The sequence below is a fragment of the Streptomyces sp. AK010 genome (assembly GCF_014207295.1).
GTDB classification, from domain to species: domain Bacteria; phylum Actinomycetota; class Actinomycetes; order Streptomycetales; family Streptomycetaceae; genus Streptomyces; species Streptomyces massasporeus.
This window is the reverse complement of sequence record NZ_JACHCX010000011.1, coordinates 98,181-122,794: the sequence shown is the minus strand read 5'-3', so window position 1 is coordinate 122,794 and position 24,614 is coordinate 98,181. Positions and strand designations below refer to the sequence as shown.

Sequence of the window (24,614 nt, the reverse complement as noted above, 5' to 3'; positions counted from 1 at the left end):
TCCATATTCAGGAGCGTACGCAGTGAATTCGATGATGTCACCACTGGGGGCGGCGTTCACCCCTTACCGAATGCGTCACACCGCCGGATGCCGGTCACACCACAGGGCCCGGGGTCAGGGCGCAGGCCGGCCCCGGAACCGCCGGCGCTCTCCGCCCTCCTCCCGGGACGGCTCGTCCGCGAGCCGTAGGACGGGATCGTCGGGCCCGGCCCGGCCCGCCACCACCGGCCGGTCCGCCCGCTCGGCCTTGGCCCGGTACTGTGCGGCGTCGGCGAGCCGGAACAGCCGCCGGGCGGAGGGCACCGGCCCGATCGGGTCCTCGGTGGACGCGACCCCGCAGGCCACCCCGTCCCCGAGCTCCAACTCGGCGGCCCTGCGGCACAGTTCGCCCGCCGCCTTCACGACCTGGTCGGCGGGCGGCCCGACCGCGAGCAGACAGAACTCGTCCCCGCCCAGCCGCGCGGCCAGCGCCCCCGGCAGCATGGCCCCGCACAGCGACAGCACCGACCCGAACCGCTCCAGGAGCCGGTCCCCGGCGGCGTGCCCATGGGTGTCGTTGACCCGCTTGAGCCCGTTCAGATCGCAGACGACGAGACTCACCACGGTGCCGTCCCGGCGGTGCCGCTCGACCGCCCGCTCCAGGCGCACATCCACGGCGCGGCGGTTGGCCAGCCCGGTGAGGGAGTCGGTGAAGGCGAGCCGCCTGGCCTCCTCCAGCCGCTCGGTCTGGGCGATGCCGGCGGCCACGACGGAGGCCAGGACCGTGGCGAAGTCGGCGTCGCCCCGCCCGAAGACGGCCTCTCCGGCCGGGCGGGCGACATACAGCTCGCCCCAGGCCCGCCCGTGCAGCACGATGGGCGCGACGACGCAGCAGCCGCGGCCCCGGCGGCGCAGGGCGGCGACCCGCTGATGGCAGTACCCGGGCTCCCGGCCGGCGGCGGGCCCCTCGGCGGTCTCCACCCACGCGTCGGGCTCCCCGCCTCCGGCCCACTGTTCGTGCAGGAACTCGGTGATCTCCGCGAACTGGTGCACCGGGTAGGCCTCGTCCTCGGGGAACTCCTCCTCACCCTCGGCCAGCTCACCGACGTTCACGAGGACCCTCAGCCGCCCGAGCTCCCGCTCCCAGACCGACAGCGCGGCGAAACTCCCACCCAGCGCCCGGCACGCCCCGGCGGCCGCGGCCCGCCACGCCTCACGCGACCCGTGCGCGGCCGCCATCCCCTGAGCCAACGCGACGACGGCCGCCAGCCGTCTGTCCTCACCCATCACTCCAGGCTAGGGAGTTTCCAGCCAGACTGACCTGTTTACGACGCGAACGGGGACGACTGTTGTCACCGGGATCCGCTCCGCCCCCCTACTCCCCCGGCCACTGCGGCTTGCGCCGCTCGTTGAAGGCCGCGACGCCCTCCGCCCGGTCCCCGGAGAACGCCGTGGTCCGCCACGCCGCGTCCTCGACCTCCAGCCCGGCCCGCAGATCCAGCCCCTGCCCGAGCCGCAGCGCCCGCTTCGCCGCACGCAGTCCCACCGGGGAGTTCCCGGCGATCCGCCCCGCCAGGGCCAGCGCCTCCTCCCGGTCCCGCCCCTCGTCCACCAGCTGATCGACCAGCCCCAACTCGCCCGCCTCCACGGCCTCCACCCGCCGCGCGGAGAAGATCAGCTCCGCCGCCCGGGCCGCCCCGACCCGCCGCGGCAGCAGCTGCGTGCCCCCACCCCCGGGGATCACCCCGACCGACACCTCCGGCAGACCCACGACCGCCGTGCGGTCCGCCACGATCACGTCGCAGGCCAGCGCCAGCTCGAATCCGCCCCCGAGCGCGAACCCGTGCACCGCCGCCACCGTCGGCACCGGCAGCTCCAGCACCCCGGTGTAGGCCGCCCGGGTGACCGGCCGCTGCCGCAGCAGATCAGTGTCGCTGAAGGAGTTCCGCTCCTTCAGATCGGCTCCGACGCAGAATGCCCGCTCATGCGTCGAGGTCAGGACGACCGCCCGGACGTCCCGGTCCTCCCCCAGCGCCGTACACGCCCCGGTGAGGGACCGCGCCATCTCCGTCGACACGGCGTTCATGGCCTTGGGCCGGTCGAGGACGAGCTCCGCGACATGCCCCTGCTCATGCCGCCGCACCAGCACGAACTCCCCGAACCGTTCCTCACTCATGACACCCTCCGGTTAACGCGGGTTAACAAGGTCGACGCTCAGATCATCGCAGCCGCACCCCACCCGCGAAAGAGCCGACGGGTCCGGTTCCCTCCACCGCCCCCGCCCACCCGTTCGAGTGACATCACCCCAACTCCGGCCCAACCGCTCAGGGGAGCGCATAGCGTGCGTCCCCCACGGCGCACAGGGGGCGCGAGTGCATCGGGGAGGGACCGTTCCTGGGAAGGACCGTGATGACGACGAACACGACGGCGAAGCCGCGAGAGGACACCAGGGCCGCCACGGCACCCTTCCGGCGTGAGCCGCCCGCGCCCCACGGGCCGGGCCCCGCCGTGGCCGCGCCCTTGTCTCCCCGCGTCCGGGGCCGCCACCGCAAGCCCCGCCCCCGCAAGGTCCTGCTCGCCGCCGGCGGCCTCGCCCTCGCCGCGGGCGCCCTGAGCCTGCTGCGTCTGGCCTCCGGCCCGGGCGCCGACGCCGGCACCGTCGAGGCCGGACCCCGCCCGGCCCCGGCCACCACCACAACGGACGACGCCACCCCGACCGCCGCGACCTTCCCGGCAGTCCCCGACGCGAGCCCCTCCTCGCCCACGGCCCTGGGCGCCCTGCCCCTCTCGCCGGTCACCAAGGGCGCGCGGCCGTCCCCGTCCACCACCGGAACCCCGGCGATCGCCACGGCCGCCGGTCCGGCATCCACGACCATCCCCGACACGCCGAACGCCCCGGCCCCGGCGCCGACGGCCTCGGGGAGCGGCGACGCCCCGCGCCCCGCCCCGGCCCCGCCCACACCGCCGAGCCGCACGACACCGGCCCCGGCGCCCAAGCCCGAGGAGCCGAAGAAGCCGCACGACCCGGGCATGTGCGTGCCGGTGATCGGCCTGTGCGTGGACACGCCGGTGGGCAGCCGCTGACTGGCCGACCGACGAGCGGCTACGGCGCCCCGTCCCGGCGCGTGAGCAGCCACGGCTCCACGACGCCCAGGCCACGCACCGGCCGCTGCCACATCGGCTGCAGCCCGAAGCGGTACACCGGGGGCTCCTCGCCCTCCTTCTCCGCTGCCGCTGCCTCCTCGGCCGCCTCCGCCTCCGAGGCCGGAGCGTCCTGCGTACGGATCAGCTCCTCGGCGAAGGCGGTGTCGACGAGGACGGCGTCCTTCGGAGCTATCGAGGTGAGCCGGGAGGCCAGGTTCACGGTCGTACCGAACACATCACCCATACGGGTGGTCACCGTGCCGAACGCCATGCCGACGCGCAGCTCCGGCATCGTCTCGTCGTGTGCCATGGTCTCGATCAGCCGCAGGGCGATCTCGGCGGCCGTGCCCGCGTCGTCGGCGGCGTAGAGCACCTCGTCGCCCAGGGTCTTGATCAGCCGTCCGCCGTTCGCCGCCACCAGGTCGGCGGCCGTGGTCTCGAAGGCCTCGACGAGCTCGCCGAGCTCCTCCTCCTCCATGCGGCGGGTCAGGCGCGTGAAGCCGACCAGGTCGGCGAAACCGACGGCGAGACGCCGGTCGACCATCTCCTCGTCGTCGGCCGCCTGCACGACCCGCCCGGCCGAAGCGGCGAGCTGGCGGCGCCAGACGTAGACCAGGAACTCCTCCAGCTCGGGCAGGAGCAGCTCGACGATCGGGTACGTGACCTCGGTGCGGGTCATGCCCGGCTCGGGCGGCTCGGTCAGCCCCTCCAGGAAGGAGTCGATCTGCCACTCGGCGAGCCGCGCGGTCGTCTGGCCCGTGGACCGGGCCACCTGGACGGCCATCGCCTCGCTCAGCAGCCCCGCCTCGACGAGACCGGCGAGCCGCCGCAGCGCGAGGACGTCGGCCTCCGTGAGGGCCTTGGCCTGGCCGATGTCGGCGAAGCCCATGGCCCGCCAGAAGCGGGAGGCCAGTTCCATGGAGACACCGGCGCTGCGGGCCGCCTGAAACGGGGTGTAGCGGCGCTCGGCGCCCAGGATGAGCCCTTCGAGGCGCAGGGCGAGCGGATCCTCGCCGGAGTCGGCGCCCTGCGCGTCCTCGCCGGAACCCGAGTCGTCGACGGTCACGCGTGTTGCCCTTCCGATCTGTCACGGTCATGTATCGACCGGCCTCAACTCTACGGCAGGTGTGCGCCAGCTCACTCCGTCAGGTTGAGCCGAGGCCGTCGCTGCGGGCATGCGTGCCGCTGAGGGCGGCACCCGTCCCAAGGAGAGCGGCACCCCGCTCCGCCGGGTCGCGGTCCGGCCCGGCCTCGGATCACGCCGGCCTCAGGTGCACGATGTCCCCGGCCCCGACCGGCTCCTGCATCCCCTCCTCCGTCGCCAGTACCAGCCGCCCGTCTCCGTCCACAGCCACCGCTTCCCCGACGACCGCCCGATCTCCCGGCAGCTCCGCCCGCACCACCCGCCCGAGCGTCGCGCACCCGGCCGCATAGGCCTCCTGCAACCCGCTCGGCCCCGGGTCACCCCCGGCCTCGCGCCACTTGCCGTACCACTCCTCCAGTGAGCGCAGCACCCCCCGCAGCAGCGGGTCCCGGTCCGTGCTCACCGCCCCGGCCAGCCCCAGCGACCCCGCCGTCGGCACGGGCAGCTCGTCGTCCTTCAGGGAGACGTTGATGCCGACCCCGATGACGACCCCGTCCTCGCCGGCCCGCTCGGCCAGGATCCCGCCGGCCTTGCGTTCCGCTCCCCCGACCGTGACCAGCAGATCGTTCGGCCACTTCAGGGCCGTGTCGACGCCCGCCGCCCGCGACAGGCCCGTCGCCACCGCGACACCCGTGAGCAGCGGCAGCCAGCCCCACCGCGCCACCGGCACCTCGCTCGGCGTGAGCAGGACGGAGAAGAAGAGGCCGGAGCGCGGCGGCGCCGTCCACTGGCGGTCGAGCCGGCCGCGGCCCGCCGTCTGTTCCTCGGCGACCAGCACCGCGCCCTCGGAAACCTCGCCCTTCGCCGCCCGGGCCACCAGATCGGAGTTCGTGGAGCCGGTGCGCTGCACCACGTCCACCTCCGACCACAGCCCTCCCGGCCGTACCAGACCCCGGCGCAGGGCGGTGACGTTGAGGGGCGGGCGGCCGAGGTCGGACCATCGGCTCGGCCTCGGCTCACGGGGCCCGTTGGACGGGGTTCCATCTGCACCTGGTGGCGTCTTCATGCAAGCCACCCTAGGTTTGACATCCTCCATCCCGCAGAGAGAGTGGAATCCAGCCCGCAGGGGGCTGAGGTTCACGGGCGCTCGGCCACCTCGTGACGTCGCCCCTCCGGCGTGTCCCGCCGCGCCATCTTGGGCGTGTGCGCCACGTTGGCCGCCGCGCGGCCGATTCCCTAGATCTCATCGGCGATCCTGGGAAGGCAGGGGCGGTGTGGTAAACACCGCACTGCCGATGTGGAGGCACCCCACTACTCTACGGATGAGTAACCGTCCCCCCTTTTGAGCAGGCAGGGAGCCACATCCCGATGTCCGAGCCGGAAGAGCAGCAGCAGCCCGACATTCACACGACCGCGGGCAAGCTCGCGGATCTGGAGCGACGCATCGAGGAAGCGACACACGCCGGCTCCGCTCGTGCCGTCGAGAAGCAGCACGCCAAGGGCAAACTGACGGCCCGTGAGCGAATCGAGCTCCTGCTCGACGAGGGCTCCTTCGTCGAGCTCGACGAGTTCGCCCGGCACCGCTCCACCAACTTCGGCCTCGACAAGAACCGCCCGTACGGCGACGGGGTCGTCACCGGGTACGGCACCGTCGACGGCCGGCCGGTCGCCGTGTTCTCGCAGGACTTCACCGTCTTCGGCGGGGCCCTCGGCGAGGTCTACGGCCAGAAGATCGTCAAGGTCATGGACTTCGCCCTGAAGACCGGCTGCCCGGTCATCGGGATCAACGACTCCGGTGGCGCCCGCATCCAGGAGGGTGTGGCGTCGCTCGGCGCGTACGGCGAGATCTTCCGCCGCAACACCCACGCCTCCGGTGTCATCCCGCAGATCAGCCTGGTCGTCGGGCCGTGCGCGGGAGGCGCGGTCTACTCCCCGGCCATCACCGACTTCACGGTCATGGTCGACCAGACCTCGCACATGTTCATCACCGGCCCCGACGTCATCAAGACCGTCACCGGCGAGGACGTGGGCTTCGAGGAGCTGGGCGGCGCCCGGACCCACAACGCGACCTCCGGAGTCGCCCACCACATGGCGGGCGACGAGAAGGACGCCATCGAGTACATCAAGCAGCTTCTGTCGTACCTGCCGTCCAACAACCTCTCCGAGGCCCCGGCCTTCCCGGAGGAGGCCGACCTCGAGGTCAACGACGAGGACCGCGAGCTGGACGTGATCGTCCCGGACAGCGCGAACCAGCCGTACGACATGCACGCGGTGATCGAACACGTTCTGGACGACGCCGAGTTCTTCGAGACGCAGCCGCTGTACGCGCCGAACATCGTCACCGGCTTCGGCCGGGTCGAGGGCCACCCGGTCGGCATCGTCGCCAACCAGCCGACGCAGCTCGCCGGGTGCCTGGACATCAAGGCCAGCGAGAAGGCCGCCCGCTTCGTGCGGACCTGCGACGCCTTCAACGTCCCGGTCATCACCTTCGTCGACGTCCCCGGCTTCCTGCCCGGCGTCGGCCAGGAGCACGACGGCATCATCCGCCGCGGCGCCAAGCTGATCTACGCCTACGCCGAGGCGACCGTCCCGCTCATCACGATCATCACCCGCAAGGCCTTCGGCGGCGCCTACGACGTCATGGGCTCCAAGCACCTGGGCGCCGACCTCAACCTCGCCTGGCCCACGGCCCAGATCGCCGTCATGGGCGCCCAGGGCGCGGTCAACATCCTGCACCGCCGCACCATCACGGAGGCCGAGGCGGGCGGCGAGGATCTGGAGGCGGTCCGGGCGCAACTGATCCGGGAGTACGAGGACGCCCTCCTCAACCCCTACGTCGCGGCCGAGCGCGGTTACGTCGACGCCGTCATCCGGCCCTCCGAGACCCGCCGGCACGTCGTACGGGGTCTGCGTCAACTGCGTACGAAGCGGGAATCCCTGCCTCCGAAGAAGCACGGCAACATCCCCCTCTAGCCCGCAGCGATCCCAGGAGGCCCACATGACGATCAAGGTCGTACGGGGCAACCCGACCCCGGAGGAGCTGGCCGCCGCCCTGGCGGTGGTCAGGGCGCGCGCCGCGGCGACGGCAGCCGCCCCGCCCGGCGCGCCGACGTCCCGCGATTCCTGGTCCGACCCGTCCCGCATCGCGGCCCACCGCCTGCCCCAGCCGGGGCCGGCGGCGTGGGGCCGTACCTACTGGCCGGGGTGATGCGTGGGGGTGGGCCCGGCAAGTTGAGTACGCGTACTCAGGCGCCGGCCCACCCCCCGTCCGACCATGGAAGGCATGCTGTGGTCCGACCCCGAGAACGAGCCGCCCGAAGAACTGCGTGACATGCAGGACATGCTGCGGCGGCTGAGCGTTCTCCTGGCCCTGGCCATGGTGCTCGTGATGATCGTGATCGGCGTCAGGTGAACCGGCCCCCGTCCGGGTGACTAACCTGACCGCATGACTGCTCAGCGCCGCAGGCGACTCGTCCTCGCCTCCCAGTCCCCCGCACGGCTCGGACTGCTCCGCCAGGCCGGCCTCACCCCCGAGGTGATCGTGAGCGGCGTCGACGAGGACGCCGTCACCGCCCCCACCCCCGCCGAGCTGGCGCTCGCCCTGGCCGAGGCGAAGGCCTCCGTCGTGGCGGCCCGGCCGGAGGTCAAGGGCGCGCTCGTGATCGGCTGCGACTCGGTGCTGGACCTGGACGGCCGGGCCCTCGGCAAGCCCGCGGACGCCGAGGAGGCGACCGCCCGCTGGAAGTCGATGCGCGGCCGGGCCGGCACCCTGCAGACCGGCCACTGCGTCTACGACACGCTCACCGGCCGCTACGTCTCCGCCACCGCTTCGACGGTCGTCCACTTCGGCGAGCCCACCGACGAGGAGATCGCCGCCTACGTCGCCTCCGGCGAACCCCTCTACGTCGCCGGGGCGTTCACCCTGGACGGCCGCTCGGCCCCGTTCATCGACGGCATCGACGGCGACCACGGCAACGTGATCGGCATCAGCCTGCCGCTCCTGCGCCGGCTCCTGGCCGAACTGGGCGTGGGCATCACGGAGTTGTGGGCGCCGCCGGAGAAGTGACCGGGGGCCCGTCGCCGCCCTTGCCGCCCTCGGGCGCGGCGTCGGCGGGCTCGGCCGGACGGTCGTACGTCATCAGCAGCAGCACGATCAGCGCGAGGACCAGCACCATGAACAGGAACGCGGTCCAGCCGACGAGCCCCACGGTGAACGCGCCCAGCAGCCCGTGCACGACGGCCGCGCTGATCAGCAGCACCCGTCCGAGGCCCGCCGGGGGCCGGTCCCGCAGCGCCACCAGCAGGGCGACCAGGCCGCACAGGGCGAAGTAGAGACCGAAGACGATCCCGCCGATCTTCGACGACACCGACATCATGTGCGGGTCCAGCCCGGCCAGGGACATGTCCTGCCGGTCGACGACGACCCCCAGGAACCAGTTGAGCGCCGCGAGACCGAACGCCTCAACGAACAGCACCACAGCCACGACCCACGCCACCGGCCTGCGTATCACCGGGCCCACCCCCTTCCCTCTGAAGACACCGCGAACGCTACTAACCGGTAAACCGGGGGACAAGGGTCCGGCAGCGGGCAAAGAATCATTGGGCCATTCGTAGGGACTCGACAAAGAAACCGAGTGGCCCGCAGCACGTGATGACAGAGACCTTGACCACAGGAGAAGGCTAGGGTTTCCCGCAGGAGTACTGCGTACCGCGGTGCGACAAGGGATTTCGCCGCTCGAGCGAGCCTCGCATCACGCTCCGTGTGGGCAAGCTCACCACTGGGGACGGGTCGAAGTGTCGTGTCGGCTGTCCCTAAACTCGGCTTGTTTCAAGGAGGGAGCCTCAATCGTGCGCAAGGTGCTCATCGCCAACCGTGGCGAAATCGCTGTCCGCGTGGCCCGGGCCTGCCGGGATGCCGGTATCGCGAGCGTGGCCGTCTACGCCGACCCGGACCGGGACGCTCTGCATGTCCGCGCCGCGGATGAGGCGTTCGCCCTGGGCGGTGACACGCCGGGCACCAGCTATCTCGACATCGAGAAGGTGCTGGGCGCCGCCCGCGAGTCGGGCGCGGACGCCATCCACCCCGGCTACGGCTTCCTCTCCGAGAACGCCGAGTTCGCTCAGGCGGTCCTGGACGCGGGCCTGATCTGGATCGGCCCGCCGCCGCAGGCGATCCGCGACCTCGGTGACAAGGTCGCCGCCCGGCACATCGCGCAGCGCGCGGGTGCCCCCCTGGTGGCCGGCACGCCCGACCCGGTGTCCGGTGCCGACGAGGTCGTCGCGTTCGCCGAGGAACACGGCCTGCCGATCGCGATCAAGGCCGCCTTCGGTGGTGGCGGTCGTGGTCTGAAGGTCGCCCGCACCCTCGAAGAGGTGCCGGAGCTGTACGACTCGGCGGTCCGTGAGGCCGTCGCCGCGTTCGGCCGGGGCGAGTGCTTCGTCGAGCGCTACCTGGACAAGCCGCGGCACGTGGAGACCCAGTGCCTCGCCGACCAGCACGGCAACGTGGTCGTCGTCTCCACCCGTGACTGCTCCCTGCAGCGCCGCCACCAGAAGCTGGTGGAGGAGGCCCCGGCCCCCTTCCTGTCCGACGCGCAGATGGAGGAGCTGTACTCCGCCTCCAAGGCGATCCTGAAGGAAGCCGGCTACGTCGGCGCCGGCACGGTCGAGTTCCTCGTGGGCCTCGACGGCACGATCTCCTTCCTGGAGGTCAACACCCGTCTGCAGGTGGAGCACCCGGTCACCGAGGAGGTCGCCGGCATCGACCTCGTGCGCGAGATGTTCCGCATCGCCGACGGCGAGGAGCTCGGCTACGGCGACCCGGAGCTGCGCGGCCACTCCTTCGAGTTCCGCATCAACGGCGAGGACCCGGGCCGCAACTTCCTCCCGGCTCCCGGCACGGTCACGACGTTCGCCCCGCCGTCCGGCCCGGGTGTCCGTCTGGACGCGGGCGTGGAGTCCGGCTCGGTCATCGGCCCGGCGTGGGACTCCCTGCTGGCCAAGCTGATCGTCACCGGCCGCACGCGCAAGGAGGCGCTGCAGCGGGCCGCCCGTGCGCTGGAGGAGTTCCAGGTCGAGGGCATGGCCACGGCGATCCCGTTCCACCGTGCGGTGGTGAAGGACCCGGCGTTCGCGCCGGAGCTCACGGACTCGTCGGACCCGTTCACGGTGCACACGCGGTGGATCGAGACGGAGTTCGTCAACGAGATCAAGCCGTTCGCCGCGCCGGCCGATGCGGACGCGGACGAGGAGCCGGGCCGCGAGACGGTCGTCGTCGAGGTCGGCGGCAAGCGCCTCGAGGTCTCCCTGCCGTCGTCGCTGGGCATGTCCCTGGCGCGCACGGGCCTCGCGGCGGGCGCCAAGCCGAAGCGCCGCGCGGCGAAGAAGTCGGGCCCCGTCGCCTCCGGTGACACCCTCGCGTCCCCGATGCAGGGCACCATCGTCAAGGTGGCCGTCGAAGAGGGCCAGGAGGTCGAGGAGGGCGATCTGATCGTCGTCCTGGAGGCCATGAAGATGGAGCAGCCGCTCAACGCGCACCGGTCGGGCACGATCAAGGGCCTGATCGCGGAGATCGGCGCGTCGGTGACGTCGGGCGCGGCGATCTGCGAGATCAAGGACTGACCGCCCCTGGGTGGACGGACCCTTTCGGCGCGGCCCCGGGCTACGGGGCCGCGCCGACTGCGTGACCGAACGCCTACGGCGCGGTGGTGGGTCCGGGGCCGGGCGACCGCGCCAGGGTTGCGGACCCACCCGGCCCCATCGACAACGCGGGGTGGGCGACACGCCGACAGCGACGAAACTCCCCGCCGGAGGGACCGCCGACGTCATCGCCGCCGCAGATCAGCCACCCGCGCCCGCTCCGCCCCGGGCCCCTGCTCACCCAGCATCGAGGCAGAGGCGGACCTCAACTGCCCACCAGCCCCCGGCACCTGCCGCCGAGGCCCGGGCAACGGCACATCCCGGCGCTGCTGGCGCGCCGGGACCCCATCACCCCCGGGGCCCCCCGCCCCCGCTCCGGCAGAACCCCCCTGCCCCCCGGCGACAGCGATCTGCACACCCTGGTCGGCAAGCGCCTGGAGTTCCGTGGCGGCACGGTCGTCATGTGCCGGCGGCTCGTCCGTGACGAGGCGCGTGATGAGATCCGTCGGCACGGTCTGGAACATGGTGTCGGTGCCGAGTTTGGTGTGGTCGGCGAGGACCACGACCTCCGAGGCCGCCTGCACCAACGCCCGGTCGACAGACGCCGACAGCATGTTGGACGTGGACAGACCGCGCTCGGCGGTCAACCCGCTCCCGGACAGGAACGCCCGCGACACCCGCAGCCCGTGCAGGGACTGCTCCGCACCACTCCCGACCAGGGCGTAGTTCGAACCGCGCAGCGTACCGCCGGTCATCACGACCTCGACCCGGTTGGCGTGGGCCAGGGCCTGCGCCACCAGCAGCGAGTTGGTGACGACGGTCAGACCGGGCACCCGGGCCAGCCGGCGGGCCAGCTCCTGGGTCGTCGTACCCGCCCCGACCACGATCGCCTCCCCCTCTTCCACGAGGTTCGCGGCGAGGTCGGCGATGGCGGTCTTCTCGGCGGTCGCGAGATGAGACTTCTGCGGAAAGCCGGACTCCCGCGTGAAACCGCCCGGCAGTACCGCACCGCCGTGCCGGCGGTCGAGGAGTCCTTCTGCCTCCAGCGCGCGCACGTCCCGCCGTACGGTCACTTCGGAGGTCTGGACGACGCGGGCGAGCTCACGGAGCGACACGGCCCCGTTCGCTCGCACCATTTCGAGGATCAATTGGCGACGTTCTGCAGCGAACACGAAACTGACAGTAACGCCAGCGACCGTCTGCTTTCAGCAGTTTGCGCTGAATAGCAGAAGATGTTCGCACCGAGCAGCGGGAAGTGGTATAGGGCCTAGTCCCGCCGCCTATGCCGTACGAATGGTCGAACACTCCCCGTGACCAGGGAGGAGTCGATTTCGGCCTCAGCCGTCGCCGCTCTCCTTGCGCGTGTGCAACTGCCGTGCCACCTCGGCGATCGAGCCCGACAACGAGGGATAGACGGTGAAGGCGTTCGCGATCTGTTCGACGGTCAGATTGTTGTCGACCGCGATCGAGATGGGGTGGATCAGTTCCGAGGCACGCGGCGCCACGACGACACCGCCCACCACGATGCCCGTGCCCGGCCGGCAGAAGATCTTGACGAAGCCGTCGCGGATGCCCTGCATCTTCGCGCGCGGGTTGCGCAGCAGCGGCAGCTTCACGGCCCGGGCGTCGATCTTCCCGCCGTCGACGTCGGCCTGGGTGTAGCCGACGGTGGCGATCTCCGGGTCGGTGAAGACGTTCGACGAGACCGTCTTGAGGTTCAGCGGGGCCACGGCGTCGCCCAGGAAGTGGTACATGGCGATGCGGCCCTGCATGGCGGCCACGGAGGCCAGGGCGAACACGCCGGTCACGTCACCGGCGGCGTACACGCCCGGAGCGGTCGTGCGCGAGACCTTGTCGGTCCAGATGTGACCGGACTCGCGCAGCCGGACACCGGCGTCCTCGAGACCCATGCCCGCGCTGTTGGGCACGGCGCCGACGGCCATGAGGCAGTGCGAGCCGGTGATGACCCGCCCGTCGGCGAGGGTGACCTCGACCCGGTCCCCGACCCGCTTGGCGGACTGCGCCCGGGAACGCCCCATGACGTTCATGCCGCGCCGCCGGAAGACGCCCTCCAGCACGGCGGCCGCGTCCGGGTCCTCACCCGGCAGCACCCGGTCGCGCGACGACACGAGCGTCACCCGCGACCCGAGCGCCTGGTAGGCACCGGCGAACTCGGCACCGGTCACACCGGATCCGACCACGATGAGTTCCTCGGGCAGCTCGTCGAGGTCGTACACCTGCGTCCAGTTCAGGATCCGCTCGCCGTCGGGCAGGGCGTCGGGCAGCTCGCGGGGGTGCCCGCCGGTGGCGATGAGCACGGCGTCGGCCGTCAGGGTCTCTTCACTCCCGTCGGCGGTGCGCACCACGACCTTGCGCGACCCGTCGAGCGCCTGCATGCCCTCCAGCCGCCCGCGCCCGCGCATGACACGCGCCCCGGCCCGCGTCACGGCGGCGGTGATGTCGTGCGACTGGGCGAGCGCGAGCCGCTTCACACGCCGGTTGACCTTGCCCAGGTCCACCCCCACCACCCGGGCGGCCTGCTCGATGTGCGGGGTGTCGTCGGCGACGATGATCCCCAGTTCCTCGTACGAGGAGTCGAAGGTGGTCATCACCTCGGCCGTGGCGATCAGGGTCTTCGACGGCACGCAGTCGGTGAGCACCGACGCCCCGCCCAGACCGTCGCAGTCGACGACGGTCACCTCCGCGCCGAGTTGAGCGGCCACCAGGGCCGCTTCGTATCCGCCGGGTCCGCCACCGATGATCACGATCCGAGTCACGTACTCCATTCTCCCGCACCGCTCCGCGTGCCACCGCCCCGGGGGCCCGCCGATGCGCCTGTTGTTACGACAGTGACGCCGGGGCCGCCTGCCGTACCCTTCCCCCATGTCGCTCTACGCCGCGTACGCCGGCAACCTCGACGCGCGGCTGATGTCCCGCCGCGCCCCGCACTCGCCGCTGCGCGCCACCGGCTGGCTGAACGGATGGCGACTGACGTTCGGCGGCGAGCACATGGGCTGGGAGGGCGCACTGCCGACCATCGTGGAGGACCCCCTCTCCCAGGTCTTCGTCTCCCTCTACGACATCGCCCCGATGGACGAGGAGTCCCTCGACCGCTGGGAGGGCGTGGGCCTCGACATCTACCGCCGTACGCGCGTACGGGTCCACACCCTGGACGGCGAGGAATCCGCCTGGGCCTTCACCCTGAACGCCTACGAGGGCGGCCTGCCCTCCGCCCGCTACCTGGGCGAGATCGCCGACGCGGCCGAGTCGGCCGGCGCCCCTCACGACTACGTGATGGAGCTGCGCAAGCGCCCCTGCTGACAGCAGCCGCCGCGAGACCTCGTCGTCGGAAACGACAAGACAACGATCGCCACCCCGTGAGCTCTGCCATCTACGCGCGTAGGCAAACAGCGGCTACCCTCATCGGCGTGAACGCATCTCTTCTTCCGGACGACATCCAGGGCGACCCCCACGCGGCCGCCGACGCCGCCGCGGCCCGTCTGCGCGAACTGACGGGCGCCGAGACCCACGACGTCGCCCTCGTGATGGGCTCCGGCTGGGCCCCGGCCGTGGACGCGCTGGGCGCCCCCGAGGCCGAGTTCCAGGTCACCGAGCTCCCCGGTTTCCCGCCCCCGGCGGTGGAGGGCCACGGCGGCAAGATCCGCTCGTACCGGATCGGCGACAAGCGCGCCCTGGCCTTCCTGGGCCGTACGCACTACTACGAGGGCCGCGGGGTGGCAGCGGTCGCCCACGGCGTCCGCACCGCGGTCTCGGCCGGCTGCAAGACGGTCGTCCTCACCAACGGCTGCGGCGGCCTGCGCGAGGGCATGCGCCCCGGCCAGCCGGTCCTCATCAGCGACCACATCAACCTCACCGCCACCTCCCCCATCATCGGGGCGAACTTCGTCGACCTCACCGACCTGTACTCCCCGCGCCTGCGGGCCCTGTGCAAGGAGGTCGACGCGACGCTGGAGGAAGGCGTCTACGCCCAGTTCCCCGGCCCGCACTACGAGACTCCGGCGGAGATCCGTATGGCCCGGGTCATCGGTGCGGACCTGGTGGGCATGTCGACGGTCCTCGAGGCGATCGCCGCACGCGAGGCGGGCGCCGAGGTCCTGGGCATCTCCCTCGTCACCAACCTCGCCGCGGGCATGACGGGCGAGCCCCTGAACCACGAGGAGGTCCTCCAGGCCGGCCGCGACTCCGCGACCCGCATGGGTTCCCTGCTCGAGCAGGTCCTCGGCCGCCTCTGAGAAGGCTTCGGAAGGCGGTCCGGCGGTCTGCGGGCGCGTAGTGGCTGGTCGCGCAGTTCCCCGCGCCCCCAGGGGGTTGCATTCCCGGCCACCCACAGCGGCACAGGGACAGGACCGCCGGCCACCCACGGGCGGCGAGCGAGGACGCTACCCGCACCCGCGTACGGCGGGAAGGGGACGTGTCGGGGGGTGTCCGCCCGCAGCGGTTGGCGCGTCAACGCAGGGTCAGTCGGTGCGCAACCCCATCGCGCCGTTCCGAGGACGGACACCCCCCCGGCGCGTCCCCGACCCACCCCCGGCGGCAGGCGAAGACGCGCACCCCACCACGCCGCAGGCACATCACACCGCACCGCACGCCACCACACCGGAGAGGCTGACCCCACACCGTGCACGAAGAACTCATCGCACAGGCCCAGGCGTGGCTCGCCGAGGACCCCGACCCGGACACCCGCACCGAGCTCGCCCGCCTCATCGACGCCAAGGACGAGACCGAACTCGCCGCCCGTTTCAGCGGCACCCTCCAGTTCGGCACCGCCGGCCTCCGCGGCGAACTCGGCGCCGGCCCCATGCGCATGAACCGCTCGGTCGTCATCCGCGCCGCCGCCGGCCTCGCGGCGTACCTCAAGAAGCAGGGTCCCCCCGCGAGGGAAGGGGAAGCCGGCCTCGTCGTCATCGGCTACGACGCCCGGCACAAGTCCCACGACTTCGCCCAGGACACCGCCGCCGTCATGACCGGCGCCGGCCTGCGCGCGGCCGTCCTCCCCCGCCCTCTCCCGACCCCCGTGCTCGCCTTCGCGATAAGGCACCTCGGCGCGGTCGCCGGCGTGGAGGTCACGGCCAGCCACAACCCGCCCCGCGACAACGGCTACAAGGTCTACCTCGGCGACGGCTCCCAGATCGTCCCCCCGGCGGACATCGACATCGCGGCGGAGATCGCCGCCGTCCCGTCCCTCACCACCGTCGCGCGCCCCACCGAAGGCTGGGACATCCTCGACGACAGCGTCCTGGACGCCTACCTCGCCCGCACGGACGCCGTCCTGTCCGAGGGCTCCCCCCGCACGGCCCGCACGGTGTACACGGCGATGCACGGCGTCGGCAAGGACGTCCTCCTGGCCGCCTTCGCCCGCGCCGGCTTCCCGGCACCGGTCCTCGTCGCGGAGCAGGCCGACCCCGACCCGGAGTTCCCGACCGTCGCGTTCCCCAACCCGGAGGAGCCCGGCGCGATGGACCTGGCCTTCGCGACGGCACGCGCGCTCTCCGGCGAAGCCGCCCCGGACCTGATCATCGCCAACGACCCGGACGCGGACCGCTGCGCCGTCGCCGTACAGGACGGAACCGACGGCACCCACGGCACCCACGGCACCGACGGCACCGACAACGGCACCCACCGCACCCACGGCACCGACTGGCGCATGCTGCGCGGCGACGAGGTGGGCGCCCTGCTCGCCGCCCACCTGGTCCGCCGCGGAGTGAGAGGCACCTTCGCGGAGTCGATCGTCTCGTCGTCCCTCCTCGGCCGCATCGCCGAGAAGGCGGGCCTCCCGCACGTCGAGACCCTCACCGGCTTCAAGTGGATCGCCCGCGCCGAGGGCCTGCGCTACGGCTACGAGGAGGCCCTCGGCTACTGTGTGGACCCCGACGGCGTACGCGACAAGGACGGCATCACGGCCGCGCTGCTGATCACGGAACTGGCGTCCCAGCTCAAGGAGGAGGGCCGCACCCTCCTCGACCTGCTGGACGACCTGGCGGTGGAGCACGGCCTGCACGCCACGGACCAGCTCTCGGTGCGCGTCGAGGACCTCTCCCTCATCGCCGCCGCGATGCGGCGCCTGCGCGAACAGCCCCCGACAAAGCTGGCCGGCCTGCCGATCACCCGCACGGACGATCTCACCAAGGGCACGGCCGGACTCCCGCCCACGGACGGTCTGCGCTACACCCTCGACGGCGCCCGAGTGATCGTCCGCCCGAGCGGCACGGAGCCGAAGCTGAAGTGCTACCTGGAGGTCGTGATCCCGGTCGGGTCCCACAAGGACCTCCCGGCGGCCCGCGCGAAGGCGACGGCACTGCTGGAGTCGATCAAGCGCGACCTGTCGACGGCGGCGGGCATCTGAGCGGCGGGCATCTGAGGGCCGAGGCCCGCACCACCGCCGTTCCCCTCCCCGCGATCCCCCCGGCCGATCCCTCGCCGAGGACTCAGAAACCCTTCCGGGCGGCCTCCCGCCGCTGCCGCTTGCCGAGAGGCGCCTGGGAGAGGTCCTCGGCGGTGGACCGGAGGTTCTTGTAGCCGTACCCGCGCTGCTCCAGCCACGCCCGCGCCGACTCCTCGGCCCGCTCGGCCGCCTCCAGGATGTCCTCCTCGGCCTCCCCGGAGTCGAGGAAGCGGAACGTGAAGGCGGGCCGCACGGCCACGTCGTACGTCAGGCTCCCCTCGGGCGTGAACGCGGCGCGCAGCACGTCGTGCTCGCGGGCCCGCTCCAGCAGCCCGGCGCGCTGCTCGGCGCTCAGGCCGTCGAACACGCCCCGGACGGTGACACGGAAGGTACGGGTACTCATGCGCCGAACCCTAGGGGTGAGGAGCGCACGTACTCCACCGCTTTCCCGGAGGGCGGCACGGCGCCGGAAAGGCGCCGGCCCCCACCCCCACCGCACACCGGCACGGCCGGTCGCCGGACCGTCAGCCCGTCACCACCAGAATCAGCATGGCCGAGGCCTGCCCCGAACCGTCAGCCCATCACCACCAGGACGAGCACGGCCCACCGCCGAACCGTCAGCCCATCACCACCAGGACGAGCACCGCCGACCGCCGAACCGTCAGCCCATCACCACAAGCACCAGCACCAGCACCGCCCCCGCCAGCGCCGGCGCCAGCACCTCGTAGGCCCACCGCACGGTGACCTCGCCCCGCGCCGACTCCGCCTGGTGCCGCGCCTCGTGCAGCCCGCGCAGCTCGTCCATGATCCGGTCGGTCTCGGCCCGCGCGGGCCCGTCGGAGACGGAGTCCCCGCCGAGGCCCGCGTCCAGACCCGCCCGCATCCCGAGCGCGCTGCCACGGCCCTCGTCCCGTCCCATCTCCCGCCGGGCCTGCGCGGTCGCCCGCATCTCGCGCCGCGCGGCCTTCTTGCGGGCGCGCAGCGAGACGGGCACGGCCCACAGCTGGTACTTCGCGCCGGACTCGGTGAGGACCTCGTTCGAGTAGGAGGAGCGCAGCGAGGCGACCTGCCCCCAGGGCACGACGACGAGGCGGAAGGGGTTGCGGATCCGCAGCCGGTCGTCGCCGGCGTACACGGCGGGCCGAAGCGTGAAGGCGATGACGAGCGGCACGACGAGGAGCAGCACGGCGAGGGCGAGCCACGGCGTGCGCCCTTCCCCCGAGACGATCGCGTCGATGCCGAGCCACCCGGTGATGGCGAGCAGCAGCACGCCACCGGCGATGGCCGGGACCGACCGGTAGACCCGGTCCTTGGACTCGGGCTCCGGAGGCTGCGGCGCCGGGGACTGCGGTTCGGGGCTCGTCATGTCTTGATTCTGCCGGACCCGCCCCGCCCCGGGCTTCCACCCCCTCCCCAATGGCCACCCCGGCCTTCCGCCCCCTCCCCAAAGGCCACCCCGGCCTTCCCCCCTCCCCAAAGGCCACCCCGGCCTTTCGCCTCCTCCCCCAAAAGCCACCCCAGCCCTTCGCCCCTCCCGCATAGGCCACCGCAGCCCTTCGCCCTCCCCCGAAGACCACCCCGGCCACCAGGGACCCCTTGGACCACAAGGGACCCCGTCGAAGAGAACAGGGGGCTGTACAGCCGCTACGCGCGTAGATATGCTCGTCTGGTGACCATGCCCAGTTCTGCACTCACCGCAGCTCACCCCCTCAAGGACGTCGCCTCGTCCGACAGCGCGCTGCGCCGCTTCCTCCACGGGCTCCCCGGCGTCGACGCGGTCGGACTCGAGGGCCGTGCGGCCTCCCTCGGCACCCGTTCGATCAAGACGACCGCGAAGGCGTACGCCATCGACCTCGCGATCTCGATGGTCGACCTGACGACGCTGGAAGGCGCGGACACCCCGGGCAAGGTCCGGGCGCTCGGCGCGAAGGCGGTCAAGCCCGACCCGACGGACCGTACGACGCCGTCCACGGCGGCGGTCTGCGTCTACCCCGACATGGTGGCCGTGGCCAAGGAGGCCGTCGCCGGCTCCGGCGTGAAGGTCGCCTCGGTGGCCACGGCGTTCCCGGCCGGCCGCGCCGCGCTCGACGTCAAGCTGGCCGACGTGCGCGACGCCGTCGCCGCCGGCGCGGACGAGATCGACATGGTCATCGACCGCGGGGCGTTCCTCTCGGGTCGATACGTGAAGGTGTACGACGAGATCACGGCCGTGAAGGAAGCCTGCGGGACCTCCGCGCGCCTGAAGGTCATCTTCGAGACGGGCGAGCTCTCGACGTACGACAACATCCGCCGCGCGAGCTGGCTCGGGATGCTGGCGGGCGCGGACTTCATCAAGACCTCCACCGGCAAGGTCGCGGTGAACGCCACCCCCGCGAACACCCTCCTGATGCTGGAGGCCGTCCGCGACTTCCGTGCCCAGACCGGCATCCAGGTCGGCGTGAAGCCCGCCGGCGGCATCCGCACCTCCAAGGACGCCATCAGGTTCCTCGTGCTGGTCAACGAGACCGCGGGCGAGGACTGGCTGGACAACCACTGGTTCCGCTTCGGCGCCTCGTCGCTGCTGAACGACCTGCTGATGCAGCGCCAGAAGCTGGCCACCGGCCGCTACTCCGGCCCCGACTACGTGACGGTGGACTGATCACCATGGCATCGGTATTCGAATACGCCCCGGCCCCCGAGTCGCGCGCGATCGCCGACATCGCGCCCTCGTACGGCCTGTTCATCGACGGCGAGTTCGTCGAGGCGGCGGACGGCAAGGTCTTCAAGACCGTCTCCCCGTCCACCGAGGAGGTCCTCTCCGAGATCGCCCAGGCCGGTTCCGAGGACGTCGACCGCGCGGTGAAGGCCGCGCGCCGGGCCTTCGAGAAGTGGTCGGCGCTCCCGGGCGCGGAGCGCGCGAAGTACCTCTTCCGCATCGCCCGCATCATCCAGGAGCGCTCCCGCGAGCTCGCCGTCCTCGAGACCCTCGACAACGGCAAGCCGATCAAGGAGACGCGCGACGCCGACCTGCCCCTGGTCGCCGCGCACTTCTTCTACTACGCGGGCTGGGCCGACAAGCTCGACCACGCCGGCTACGGGGCGAACCCGCGGCCGCTGGGCGTGGCGGGCCAGGTCATCCCCTGGAACTTCCCCCTGCTGATGCTGGCGTGGAAGATCGCCCCGGCCCTCGCGACCGGCAACACGGTCGTCCTGAAGCCGGCCGAGACCACCCCCCTGTCGGCGCTGTTCTTCGCGGACATCTGCCGCCAGGCGGGCCTGCCCAAGGGCGTCGTCAACATCCTCCCGGGCTACGGCGACGCCGGCGCCGCGCTGATCGCCCACCCCGGCGTGAACAAGGTCGCCTTCACCGGCTCCACGGCCGTCGGCAAGGAGATCGCCCGCACGGTCGCCGGGACCCGAAAGAAGGTCACGCTGGAACTGGGCGGCAAGGGCGCGAACATCGTCTTCGACGACGCTCCGATCGACCAGGCCGTCGAGGGCATCGTCAACGGCATCTTCTTCAACCAGGGCCAGGTCTGCTGCGCCGGCAGCCGCCTGCTGGTGCAGGAGTCGATCCAGGAGGAGCTCCTGGAGTCCCTGAAGCGCCGCCTGTCCACGCTGCGCCTCGGCGACCCGCTGGACAAGAACACGGACATCGGCGCGATCAACTCCGAGGAGCAGCTCACCCGCATCACCTCGCTCGTCGAGCAGGGCGAGGCGGAGGGCGCCGAGCGCTGGTCGCCGGCGTGCGAGCTGCCGGAGAGCGGCTACTGGTTCGCCCCGACGCTGTTCACGAACGTCACCCAGGCGCACCGGATCGCCCGCGACGAGATCTTCGGCCCGGTGCTGTCGGTGCTGACCTTCCGCACTCCGGACGAGGCGGTCGCCAAGGCCAACAACACGCCGTACGGCCTGTCCGCCGGCATCTGGACGGAGAAGGGCTCGCGCATCCTGGCGGTCGCGAACAAGCTCCGCGCGGGTGTCGTCTGGTCCAACACGTTCAACAAGTTCGACCCGACGTCGCCGTTCGGCGGTTACAAGGAGTCGGGCTTCGGCCGCGAGGGCGGCCGCCACGGCCTGGAGGCGTACCTCGATGTCTGAGAAGTCCGAGCAGCAGCGTCTGTCTGTCTTCAAGACCTACAAGCTGTACGTCGGCGGGAAGTTCCCGCGTTCCGAGAGCGGCCGGGTGTACGAGGTGAGCGACTCGAAGGGCAAGTGGCTGGCGAACGCGCCCCTGTCGTCCCGCAAGGACGCCCGTGACGCGGTCGTCGCGGCGCGCAAGGCGTTCGGCGGCTGGTCCGGGGCGACGGCGTACAACCGCGGCCAGGTCCTCTACCGCGTCGCCGAGATGCTGGAGGGCCGCCGGGATCAGTTCACCCGTGAGGTGGCGGACGCGGAGGGCCTGTCGAAGTCCAAGGCGGCCGCCGTCGTGGACGCGACGATCGACCGCTGGGTCTGGTACGCGGGCTGGACCGACAAGATCGCCCAGGTGGTCGGCGGCGGCAACCCGGTCGCGGGCCCGTTCTTCAACCTGTCCTCTCCCGAACCGACCGGTGTGGTCGCCGTCCTGGCGCCGCAGGAGTCGTCGTTCCTGGGCCTGGTGTCGGTGCTCGCCCCGGTGATCGCGACCGGCAACACGGCGATCGTGGTGGCGAGCGAGAATGCCCCGCTCCCCGCCCTGTCCCTGGCCGAGGTCCTGGCGACCTCGGACGTCCCCGGCGGCGTCGTCAACGTCCTCTCGGGCCGTACGGCCGAGATCGCCACCCCCCTGGCCTCCCACCAGGACGTCAACGCGATCGACCTCGCGGGGGCCGACGAGGCCCTCGCGAAGGAGCTGGAGATCGCGGCGGCGGACAACCTCAAGCGCGTTCTCCGTCCACAGCCTGTGGATTACGCGGAGACTCCCGGAACCGACCGCCTCACGGCGTTCCTGGAGACCAAAACGGTCTGGCACCCCACGGGGTCACTGGGCGCGTCGGGTTCCTCGTACTAAGGACCCCCACAGCCGAAGCCCCGGCCCTCCTCCGTCCGGGAGGACCGGGGCTTCTCCGCGCTCCCGCCTACTGCTGCGACAGCAGCCCGACCGCCTGCCCCACCACCGGGATGCTCCCCATCGACCGCGCCTGCGCCACCGGACCCGTCAGCGCCTGGGACGTCATCGGCTTGAAGTCGGCGAGGCCGGTGCCGACGCCGTTGCCGAGCGGGTCGACCCCTGTGCCGGCGAGCGGGTCGGGCTTGAGACCGGCGACCGGGCCGGTGGCGTAGCCGAGGGTGCCGGTCGCGGCCTGGAGACCGGACCGCGGGTCGATCTTGCCGAGGGACGTGGGGCGGGAGTTCACCACGCCCAGGAGCGATTCGGTGTCCGCCGCGGCCGACGCGGTGCCCGCCCCCAGTGCCACGCCCGCGGTCGCGAGGACGGCCAGGGCACGCCGGGCGGCCGGCTTCTTGGGAGAGTCGTGTCGGGCCATGACTGCCACCTTCTGATGCACTGGGTCACCGTGCCCGCACTGAGGGTAGTTGAGGTGTGACGCGCGCATCAAAGGCGACCCGCGGGGTCGTACGGCCCCCGGTGGATGCCTCACACTGGTGTCCCGTGAGTTCTCCTCTGCCCATACCGACGCGAGTCGTGCTGCTCTGCGGCCCTTCCGGCTCCGGCAAGTCCCTCCTCGCGGCCCGTTCCGGTCTCCCGGTGCTCCGGCTCGACGACTTCTACAAGGAGGCCGCCGACCCGACACTGCCGCTCGTGGCGGAGAGCTCCGACATCGACTGGGACCACCCCGACTCGTGGGACGCGGACACCGCCGTCGCCGCGATCACCCGGCTGTGCCGCACGGGCCGTACGGACGTTCCCCTCTACGACCTCTCGCTCAGCGCCCGCACCGGCGTGGAGACGGTCGACATCGGGCGGACCCCGCTGTTCATCGCGGAGGGCATCTTCGCCGCGGAGATCGTCACGCGCTGCCGCGAACTCGGCGTCCTCGCCGACGCGCTGTGCCTGAGCCGCGGCCCGGTGAAGACCTTCCGCCGCCGGTTCCTGCGGGATCTGAAGGAGGGCCGCAAGCCGGTGCCGTTCCTGCTGCGCCGCGGCTGGCGCCTGATGCGGCAGGAGCGCACGATCGTCGCCCGCCAGACGGCGCTGGGCGCGTACGCCTGCGACCGCGACGAGGCGATGGGCCGCCTGGCGGCAGCGGCGGCCGGCCGGTGCGCGGGCCTCCGTACGGCGGCCTGACCGGTCAGGGAACGGTCAGGCCGCGGTCAGGGCACAAGGGAAAGCGGGACTGGACGGACCCCCCGGCCCTCCAGCCCCGCTCCTGTACTCCCCCGTGGTCCTCCCCCGAGTCCCCCGCTGTCCTGCAAAGACACCCCCCAGCGTCTCTGCAGGTCCCCCACTCTCCTGCCAAGACGCCCCCAGCGTCCCCGCAGTTCCCCCGTGGGCCCCCTTTGTGGTGCTCCCCCCCGAACCTTCAGGCGACAAGCTCGCCGAAGGCGTCCTCCTCGTCACGGCCGAAGCTGAGGACCTCGTCCTCGCGCAGCCGGCGGAGCGACCGCCAGATGCTGGACTTCACCGTGCCGACACTGATGTCGAGGATCTCCGCGATCTCCGGGTCCGTGCGGCCCTCGTAGTAGCGCAGGACCAGCATGGTCCGCTGGAGTTCGGGCAGCCGGGCCAGCGCCTGCCACAGGACCGCGCGCAGCTCGGTGCAGCGCATCGCGTCCGTGTCACCGGCCGTCTCCGGCAGCTCCTCGGTCGGGTACTCGTTGAGCTTGCGGCGCCGCCAGGCGCTGATGTGCAGGTTGGTCATGGTGCGGCGGAGGTATCCGCCGACCGCCGCCTTGTCACTGATCCGGTCCCAGGCCCGGTAGGTCGAGAACAGCGCACTCTGCAGCAGGTCCTCGGCCTCGAAGCGGTCACCGGTGAGGTGGTAGGCGGTCGCGTACAGGGAGGCGCGGCGCTCCTGGACGTAGGCGGTAAACGCCGCTTCGGCATCTACGGCCTCCGTCAGCGAACGGCGCTCCCCCGAGCCCTCCCCGTACGCTGCTCCCCCGACGGAGCCCGTGGCGGCTGCCGCCGCGGACCCCTTGTTGATCTCCCCCGTGGGTGCGTCGACCACCGTCATGAACGCGGTGTGCTGACGCCCGGTGCCGCGAGCGCACCCCCGCCCTCCCCCACGCTCGGCTACGCTCGCGAGGGAGGGGCCCCCATCGGCACCGGACTTCTCGGAACCCCTGTGCACGTCGTGCAGACGCGTGACAACTGCGCTGGTGCTGATGCCGTGCAGCGTGTTCATCTCGCGCCCCCCGTCGTGGACTTCCGTTGTGCGGCCCGCCGGTTGGGGCGGGCTTTCCTGCCTGTGCCGAAAAGCTTGCCGCGGCACTTTCATGGCC

At 72.1% G+C, this 24,614-nt stretch carries 24 protein-coding genes; 13 read left to right on the top strand and 11 right to left on the bottom strand.

Annotation, left to right across the window (positions count from 1 at the left end; translation table 11 throughout):
• Nucleotides 1-114: 114 nt before the first annotated feature.
• A complete protein-coding gene (locus tag HDC93_RS21855; RefSeq protein WP_185012554.1) occupies nt 115-1,266 on the bottom strand; it encodes a GGDEF domain-containing protein in 1,152 nt (383 codons plus the stop codon).
• An 88-nt stretch (nt 1,267-1,354) separates the two neighbouring features.
• Complete coding sequence (locus tag HDC93_RS21850; protein WP_185012553.1) at nt 1,355-2,155, bottom strand: enoyl-CoA hydratase/isomerase family protein; 801 nt, start codon at nt 2,153-2,155, stop codon at nt 1,355-1,357.
• 233 nt (nt 2,156-2,388) lie between these two features.
• Here HDC93_RS21850 and HDC93_RS21845 point away from each other — a divergent pair, with 233 nt between their 5' ends.
• The gene (locus HDC93_RS21845; RefSeq protein ID WP_260419705.1) at nt 2,389-3,063 is read left to right on the top strand and encodes a hypothetical protein; all 675 of its coding nucleotides are present in this window, start codon (nt 2,389-2,391) and stop codon (nt 3,061-3,063) included.
• Between the two features lie 19 nt (nt 3,064-3,082).
• On the opposite strand, the gene HDC93_RS21840 is transcribed toward HDC93_RS21845, so the two are convergent.
• The gene (locus HDC93_RS21840; RefSeq protein ID WP_142160202.1) at nt 3,083-4,189 is read right to left on the bottom strand and encodes an adenylate/guanylate cyclase domain-containing protein; all 1,107 of its coding nucleotides are present in this window, start codon (nt 4,187-4,189) and stop codon (nt 3,083-3,085) included.
• Between the two features lie 190 nt (nt 4,190-4,379).
• On the bottom strand, nt 4,380-5,273 hold the full coding sequence (locus HDC93_RS21835; protein WP_185012552.1) for a biotin--[acetyl-CoA-carboxylase] ligase: 894 nt from the start codon (nt 5,271-5,273) through the stop codon (nt 4,380-4,382).
• Nucleotides 5,274-5,575: 302 nt separating this feature from the next.
• Between HDC93_RS21835 and HDC93_RS21830 the strand changes: the two genes are divergently transcribed.
• The 4 genes from HDC93_RS21830 to HDC93_RS21820 all read left to right on the top strand — a co-directional run bounded on the left by HDC93_RS21830 (nt 5,576) and on the right by HDC93_RS21820 (nt 8,273).
• A complete protein-coding gene (locus tag HDC93_RS21830; RefSeq protein WP_185012551.1) occupies nt 5,576-7,180 on the top strand; it encodes an acyl-CoA carboxylase subunit beta in 1,605 nt (534 codons plus the stop codon).
• A 25-nt stretch (nt 7,181-7,205) separates the two neighbouring features.
• The gene (locus tag HDC93_RS21825; protein WP_185012550.1) at nt 7,206-7,415 is read left to right on the top strand and encodes an acyl-CoA carboxylase epsilon subunit; all 210 of its coding nucleotides are present in this window, start codon (nt 7,206-7,208) and stop codon (nt 7,413-7,415) included.
• Nucleotides 7,416-7,490: 75 nt separating this feature from the next.
• Nucleotides 7,491-7,619 carry a morphogenic membrane protein MmpB gene (gene mmpB, locus HDC93_RS38610; protein ID WP_086025112.1) on the top strand — a complete coding sequence of 43 codons (129 nt, stop codon included), beginning with the start codon at nt 7,491-7,493 and terminating at the stop codon, nt 7,617-7,619.
• Between the two features lie 33 nt (nt 7,620-7,652).
• Nucleotides 7,653-8,273 (top strand): nucleoside triphosphate pyrophosphatase, encoded by a 621-nt coding sequence (locus HDC93_RS21820; protein WP_185012549.1) that lies wholly within the window; start codon nt 7,653-7,655, stop codon nt 8,271-8,273.
• On the opposite strand, the gene HDC93_RS21815 is transcribed toward HDC93_RS21820, so the two are convergent.
• Complete coding sequence (locus HDC93_RS21815; protein WP_185012548.1) at nt 8,242-8,718, bottom strand: hypothetical protein; 477 nt, start codon at nt 8,716-8,718, stop codon at nt 8,242-8,244. The genes HDC93_RS21820 and HDC93_RS21815 overlap by 32 nt on opposite strands.
• A 337-nt stretch (nt 8,719-9,055) precedes the next feature.
• Here HDC93_RS21815 and HDC93_RS21810 point away from each other — a divergent pair, with 337 nt between their 5' ends.
• On the top strand, nt 9,056-10,828 hold the full coding sequence (locus HDC93_RS21810) for a biotin carboxylase N-terminal domain-containing protein (RefSeq protein ID WP_185012547.1): 1,773 nt from the start codon (nt 9,056-9,058) through the stop codon (nt 10,826-10,828).
• Nucleotides 10,829-11,031: 203 nt separating this feature from the next.
• On the opposite strand, the gene HDC93_RS21805 is transcribed toward HDC93_RS21810, so the two are convergent.
• Nucleotides 11,032-12,018, bottom strand: coding sequence for a DeoR/GlpR family DNA-binding transcription regulator (locus HDC93_RS21805; RefSeq protein ID WP_185012546.1), 987 nt, complete (start codon nt 12,016-12,018; stop codon nt 11,032-11,034).
• Nucleotides 12,019-12,183: 165 nt separating this feature from the next.
• Nucleotides 12,184-13,632, bottom strand: coding sequence for an NAD(P)H-quinone dehydrogenase (locus HDC93_RS21800; protein WP_185012545.1), 1,449 nt, complete (start codon nt 13,630-13,632; stop codon nt 12,184-12,186).
• A 97-nt stretch (nt 13,633-13,729) separates the two neighbouring features.
• On the opposite strand from HDC93_RS21800, the gene HDC93_RS21795 reads away from it, so the two are divergent.
• The 3 genes from HDC93_RS21795 to HDC93_RS21785 all read left to right on the top strand — a co-directional run bounded on the left by HDC93_RS21795 (nt 13,730) and on the right by HDC93_RS21785 (nt 17,210).
• Entirely contained in the window at nt 13,730-14,167 is a 438-nt protein-coding gene (locus tag HDC93_RS21795) for a gamma-glutamylcyclotransferase (protein ID WP_031132788.1), read from the top strand.
• Nucleotides 14,168-14,274: 107 nt separating this feature from the next.
• Nucleotides 14,275-15,099 (top strand): purine-nucleoside phosphorylase, encoded by an 825-nt coding sequence (locus HDC93_RS21790; protein WP_185012544.1) that lies wholly within the window; start codon nt 14,275-14,277, stop codon nt 15,097-15,099.
• 386 nt (nt 15,100-15,485) lie between these two features.
• Nucleotides 15,486-17,210, top strand: coding sequence for a phospho-sugar mutase (locus HDC93_RS21785; RefSeq protein ID WP_185012543.1), 1,725 nt, complete (start codon nt 15,486-15,488; stop codon nt 17,208-17,210).
• An 82-nt stretch (nt 17,211-17,292) separates the two neighbouring features.
• Here the strand turns inward: HDC93_RS21785 and HDC93_RS21780 are convergent, their stop codons facing one another.
• A complete protein-coding gene (locus HDC93_RS21780; RefSeq protein WP_185012542.1) occupies nt 17,293-17,652 on the bottom strand; it encodes a DUF6204 family protein in 360 nt (119 codons plus the stop codon).
• 258 nt (nt 17,653-17,910) lie between these two features.
• A complete protein-coding gene (locus HDC93_RS21775) occupies nt 17,911-18,615 on the bottom strand; it encodes a PH domain-containing protein (protein ID WP_185012541.1) in 705 nt (234 codons plus the stop codon).
• Nucleotides 18,616-18,924: 309 nt separating this feature from the next.
• On the opposite strand from HDC93_RS21775, the gene deoC reads away from it, so the two are divergent.
• From deoC to HDC93_RS21760, 3 genes are read left to right on the top strand one after another with little or no spacing between them, the layout of a single operon-like run.
• A complete protein-coding gene (deoC, locus tag HDC93_RS21770) occupies nt 18,925-19,887 on the top strand; it encodes a deoxyribose-phosphate aldolase (protein ID WP_185012540.1) in 963 nt (320 codons plus the stop codon).
• A gap of 5 nt (nt 19,888-19,892) precedes the next feature.
• Nucleotides 19,893-21,329: an aldehyde dehydrogenase family protein gene (locus HDC93_RS21765; protein ID WP_185012539.1), complete on the top strand. Its 1,437-nt coding sequence runs from the start codon at nt 19,893-19,895 to the stop codon at nt 21,327-21,329.
• The gene (locus HDC93_RS21760) at nt 21,322-22,221 is read left to right on the top strand and encodes an aldehyde dehydrogenase family protein (protein WP_185012538.1); all 900 of its coding nucleotides are present in this window, start codon (nt 21,322-21,324) and stop codon (nt 22,219-22,221) included. Before HDC93_RS21765 ends, HDC93_RS21760 begins: the two co-directional genes overlap by 8 nt.
• 67 nt (nt 22,222-22,288) lie before the next feature.
• Here HDC93_RS21760 and HDC93_RS21755 read toward each other — a convergent pair whose 3' ends face one another.
• Nucleotides 22,289-22,696 (bottom strand): hypothetical protein, encoded by a 408-nt coding sequence (locus HDC93_RS21755; protein ID WP_185012537.1) that lies wholly within the window; start codon nt 22,694-22,696, stop codon nt 22,289-22,291.
• A 56-nt stretch (nt 22,697-22,752) separates the two neighbouring features.
• On the opposite strand from HDC93_RS21755, the gene HDC93_RS21750 reads away from it, so the two are divergent.
• Nucleotides 22,753-23,457 carry a uridine kinase gene (locus HDC93_RS21750; RefSeq protein ID WP_185012536.1) on the top strand — a complete coding sequence of 235 codons (705 nt, stop codon included), beginning with the start codon at nt 22,753-22,755 and terminating at the stop codon, nt 23,455-23,457.
• A 235-nt stretch (nt 23,458-23,692) separates the two neighbouring features.
• Here the strand turns inward: HDC93_RS21750 and HDC93_RS21745 are convergent, their stop codons facing one another.
• On the bottom strand, nt 23,693-24,517 hold the full coding sequence (locus HDC93_RS21745; RefSeq protein WP_185012535.1) for a SigE family RNA polymerase sigma factor: 825 nt from the start codon (nt 24,515-24,517) through the stop codon (nt 23,693-23,695).
• Nucleotides 24,518-24,614: the final 97 nt, after the last annotated feature.

Excerpts from the sequence above, each read along its gene's own strand:
- HDC93_RS21855 (WP_185012554.1), bottom strand. The coding sequence starts at position 1,266 with ATGGGTGAGGACAGACGGCTGGCGGCCGTCGTCGCGTTGGCTCAGGGG.
- HDC93_RS21850 (WP_185012553.1), bottom strand. The coding sequence starts at position 2,155 with ATGAGTGAGGAACGGTTCGGGGAGTTCGTGCTGGTGCGGCGGCATGAG.
- HDC93_RS21845 (WP_260419705.1), top strand. The coding sequence starts at position 2,389 with ATGACGACGAACACGACGGCGAAGCCGCGAGAGGACACCAGGGCCGCC.
- HDC93_RS21835 (WP_185012552.1), bottom strand. The coding sequence starts at position 5,273 with ATGAAGACGCCACCAGGTGCAGATGGAACCCCGTCCAACGGGCCCCGT.
- HDC93_RS21830 (WP_185012551.1), top strand. The coding sequence starts at position 5,576 with ATGTCCGAGCCGGAAGAGCAGCAGCAGCCCGACATTCACACGACCGCG.
- HDC93_RS21825 (WP_185012550.1), top strand. The coding sequence starts at position 7,206 with ATGACGATCAAGGTCGTACGGGGCAACCCGACCCCGGAGGAGCTGGCC.
- mmpB (WP_086025112.1), top strand. The coding sequence starts at position 7,491 with ATGCTGTGGTCCGACCCCGAGAACGAGCCGCCCGAAGAACTGCGTGAC.
- HDC93_RS21820 (WP_185012549.1), top strand. The coding sequence starts at position 7,653 with ATGACTGCTCAGCGCCGCAGGCGACTCGTCCTCGCCTCCCAGTCCCCC.
- HDC93_RS21800 (WP_185012545.1), bottom strand. The coding sequence starts at position 13,632 with ATGGAGTACGTGACTCGGATCGTGATCATCGGTGGCGGACCCGGCGGA.
- HDC93_RS21795 (WP_031132788.1), top strand. The coding sequence starts at position 13,730 with ATGTCGCTCTACGCCGCGTACGCCGGCAACCTCGACGCGCGGCTGATG.
- HDC93_RS21780 (WP_185012542.1), bottom strand. The coding sequence starts at position 17,652 with ATGAGTACCCGTACCTTCCGTGTCACCGTCCGGGGCGTGTTCGACGGC.
- HDC93_RS21775 (WP_185012541.1), bottom strand. The coding sequence starts at position 18,615 with ATGACGAGCCCCGAACCGCAGTCCCCGGCGCCGCAGCCTCCGGAGCCC.
- deoC (WP_185012540.1), top strand. The coding sequence starts at position 18,925 with ATGCCCAGTTCTGCACTCACCGCAGCTCACCCCCTCAAGGACGTCGCC.
- HDC93_RS21765 (WP_185012539.1), top strand. The coding sequence starts at position 19,893 with ATGGCATCGGTATTCGAATACGCCCCGGCCCCCGAGTCGCGCGCGATC.
- HDC93_RS21760 (WP_185012538.1), top strand. The coding sequence starts at position 21,322 with ATGTCTGAGAAGTCCGAGCAGCAGCGTCTGTCTGTCTTCAAGACCTAC.
- HDC93_RS21755 (WP_185012537.1), bottom strand. The coding sequence starts at position 22,696 with ATGGCCCGACACGACTCTCCCAAGAAGCCGGCCGCCCGGCGTGCCCTG.
- HDC93_RS21745 (WP_185012535.1), bottom strand. The coding sequence starts at position 24,517 with ATGAACACGCTGCACGGCATCAGCACCAGCGCAGTTGTCACGCGTCTG.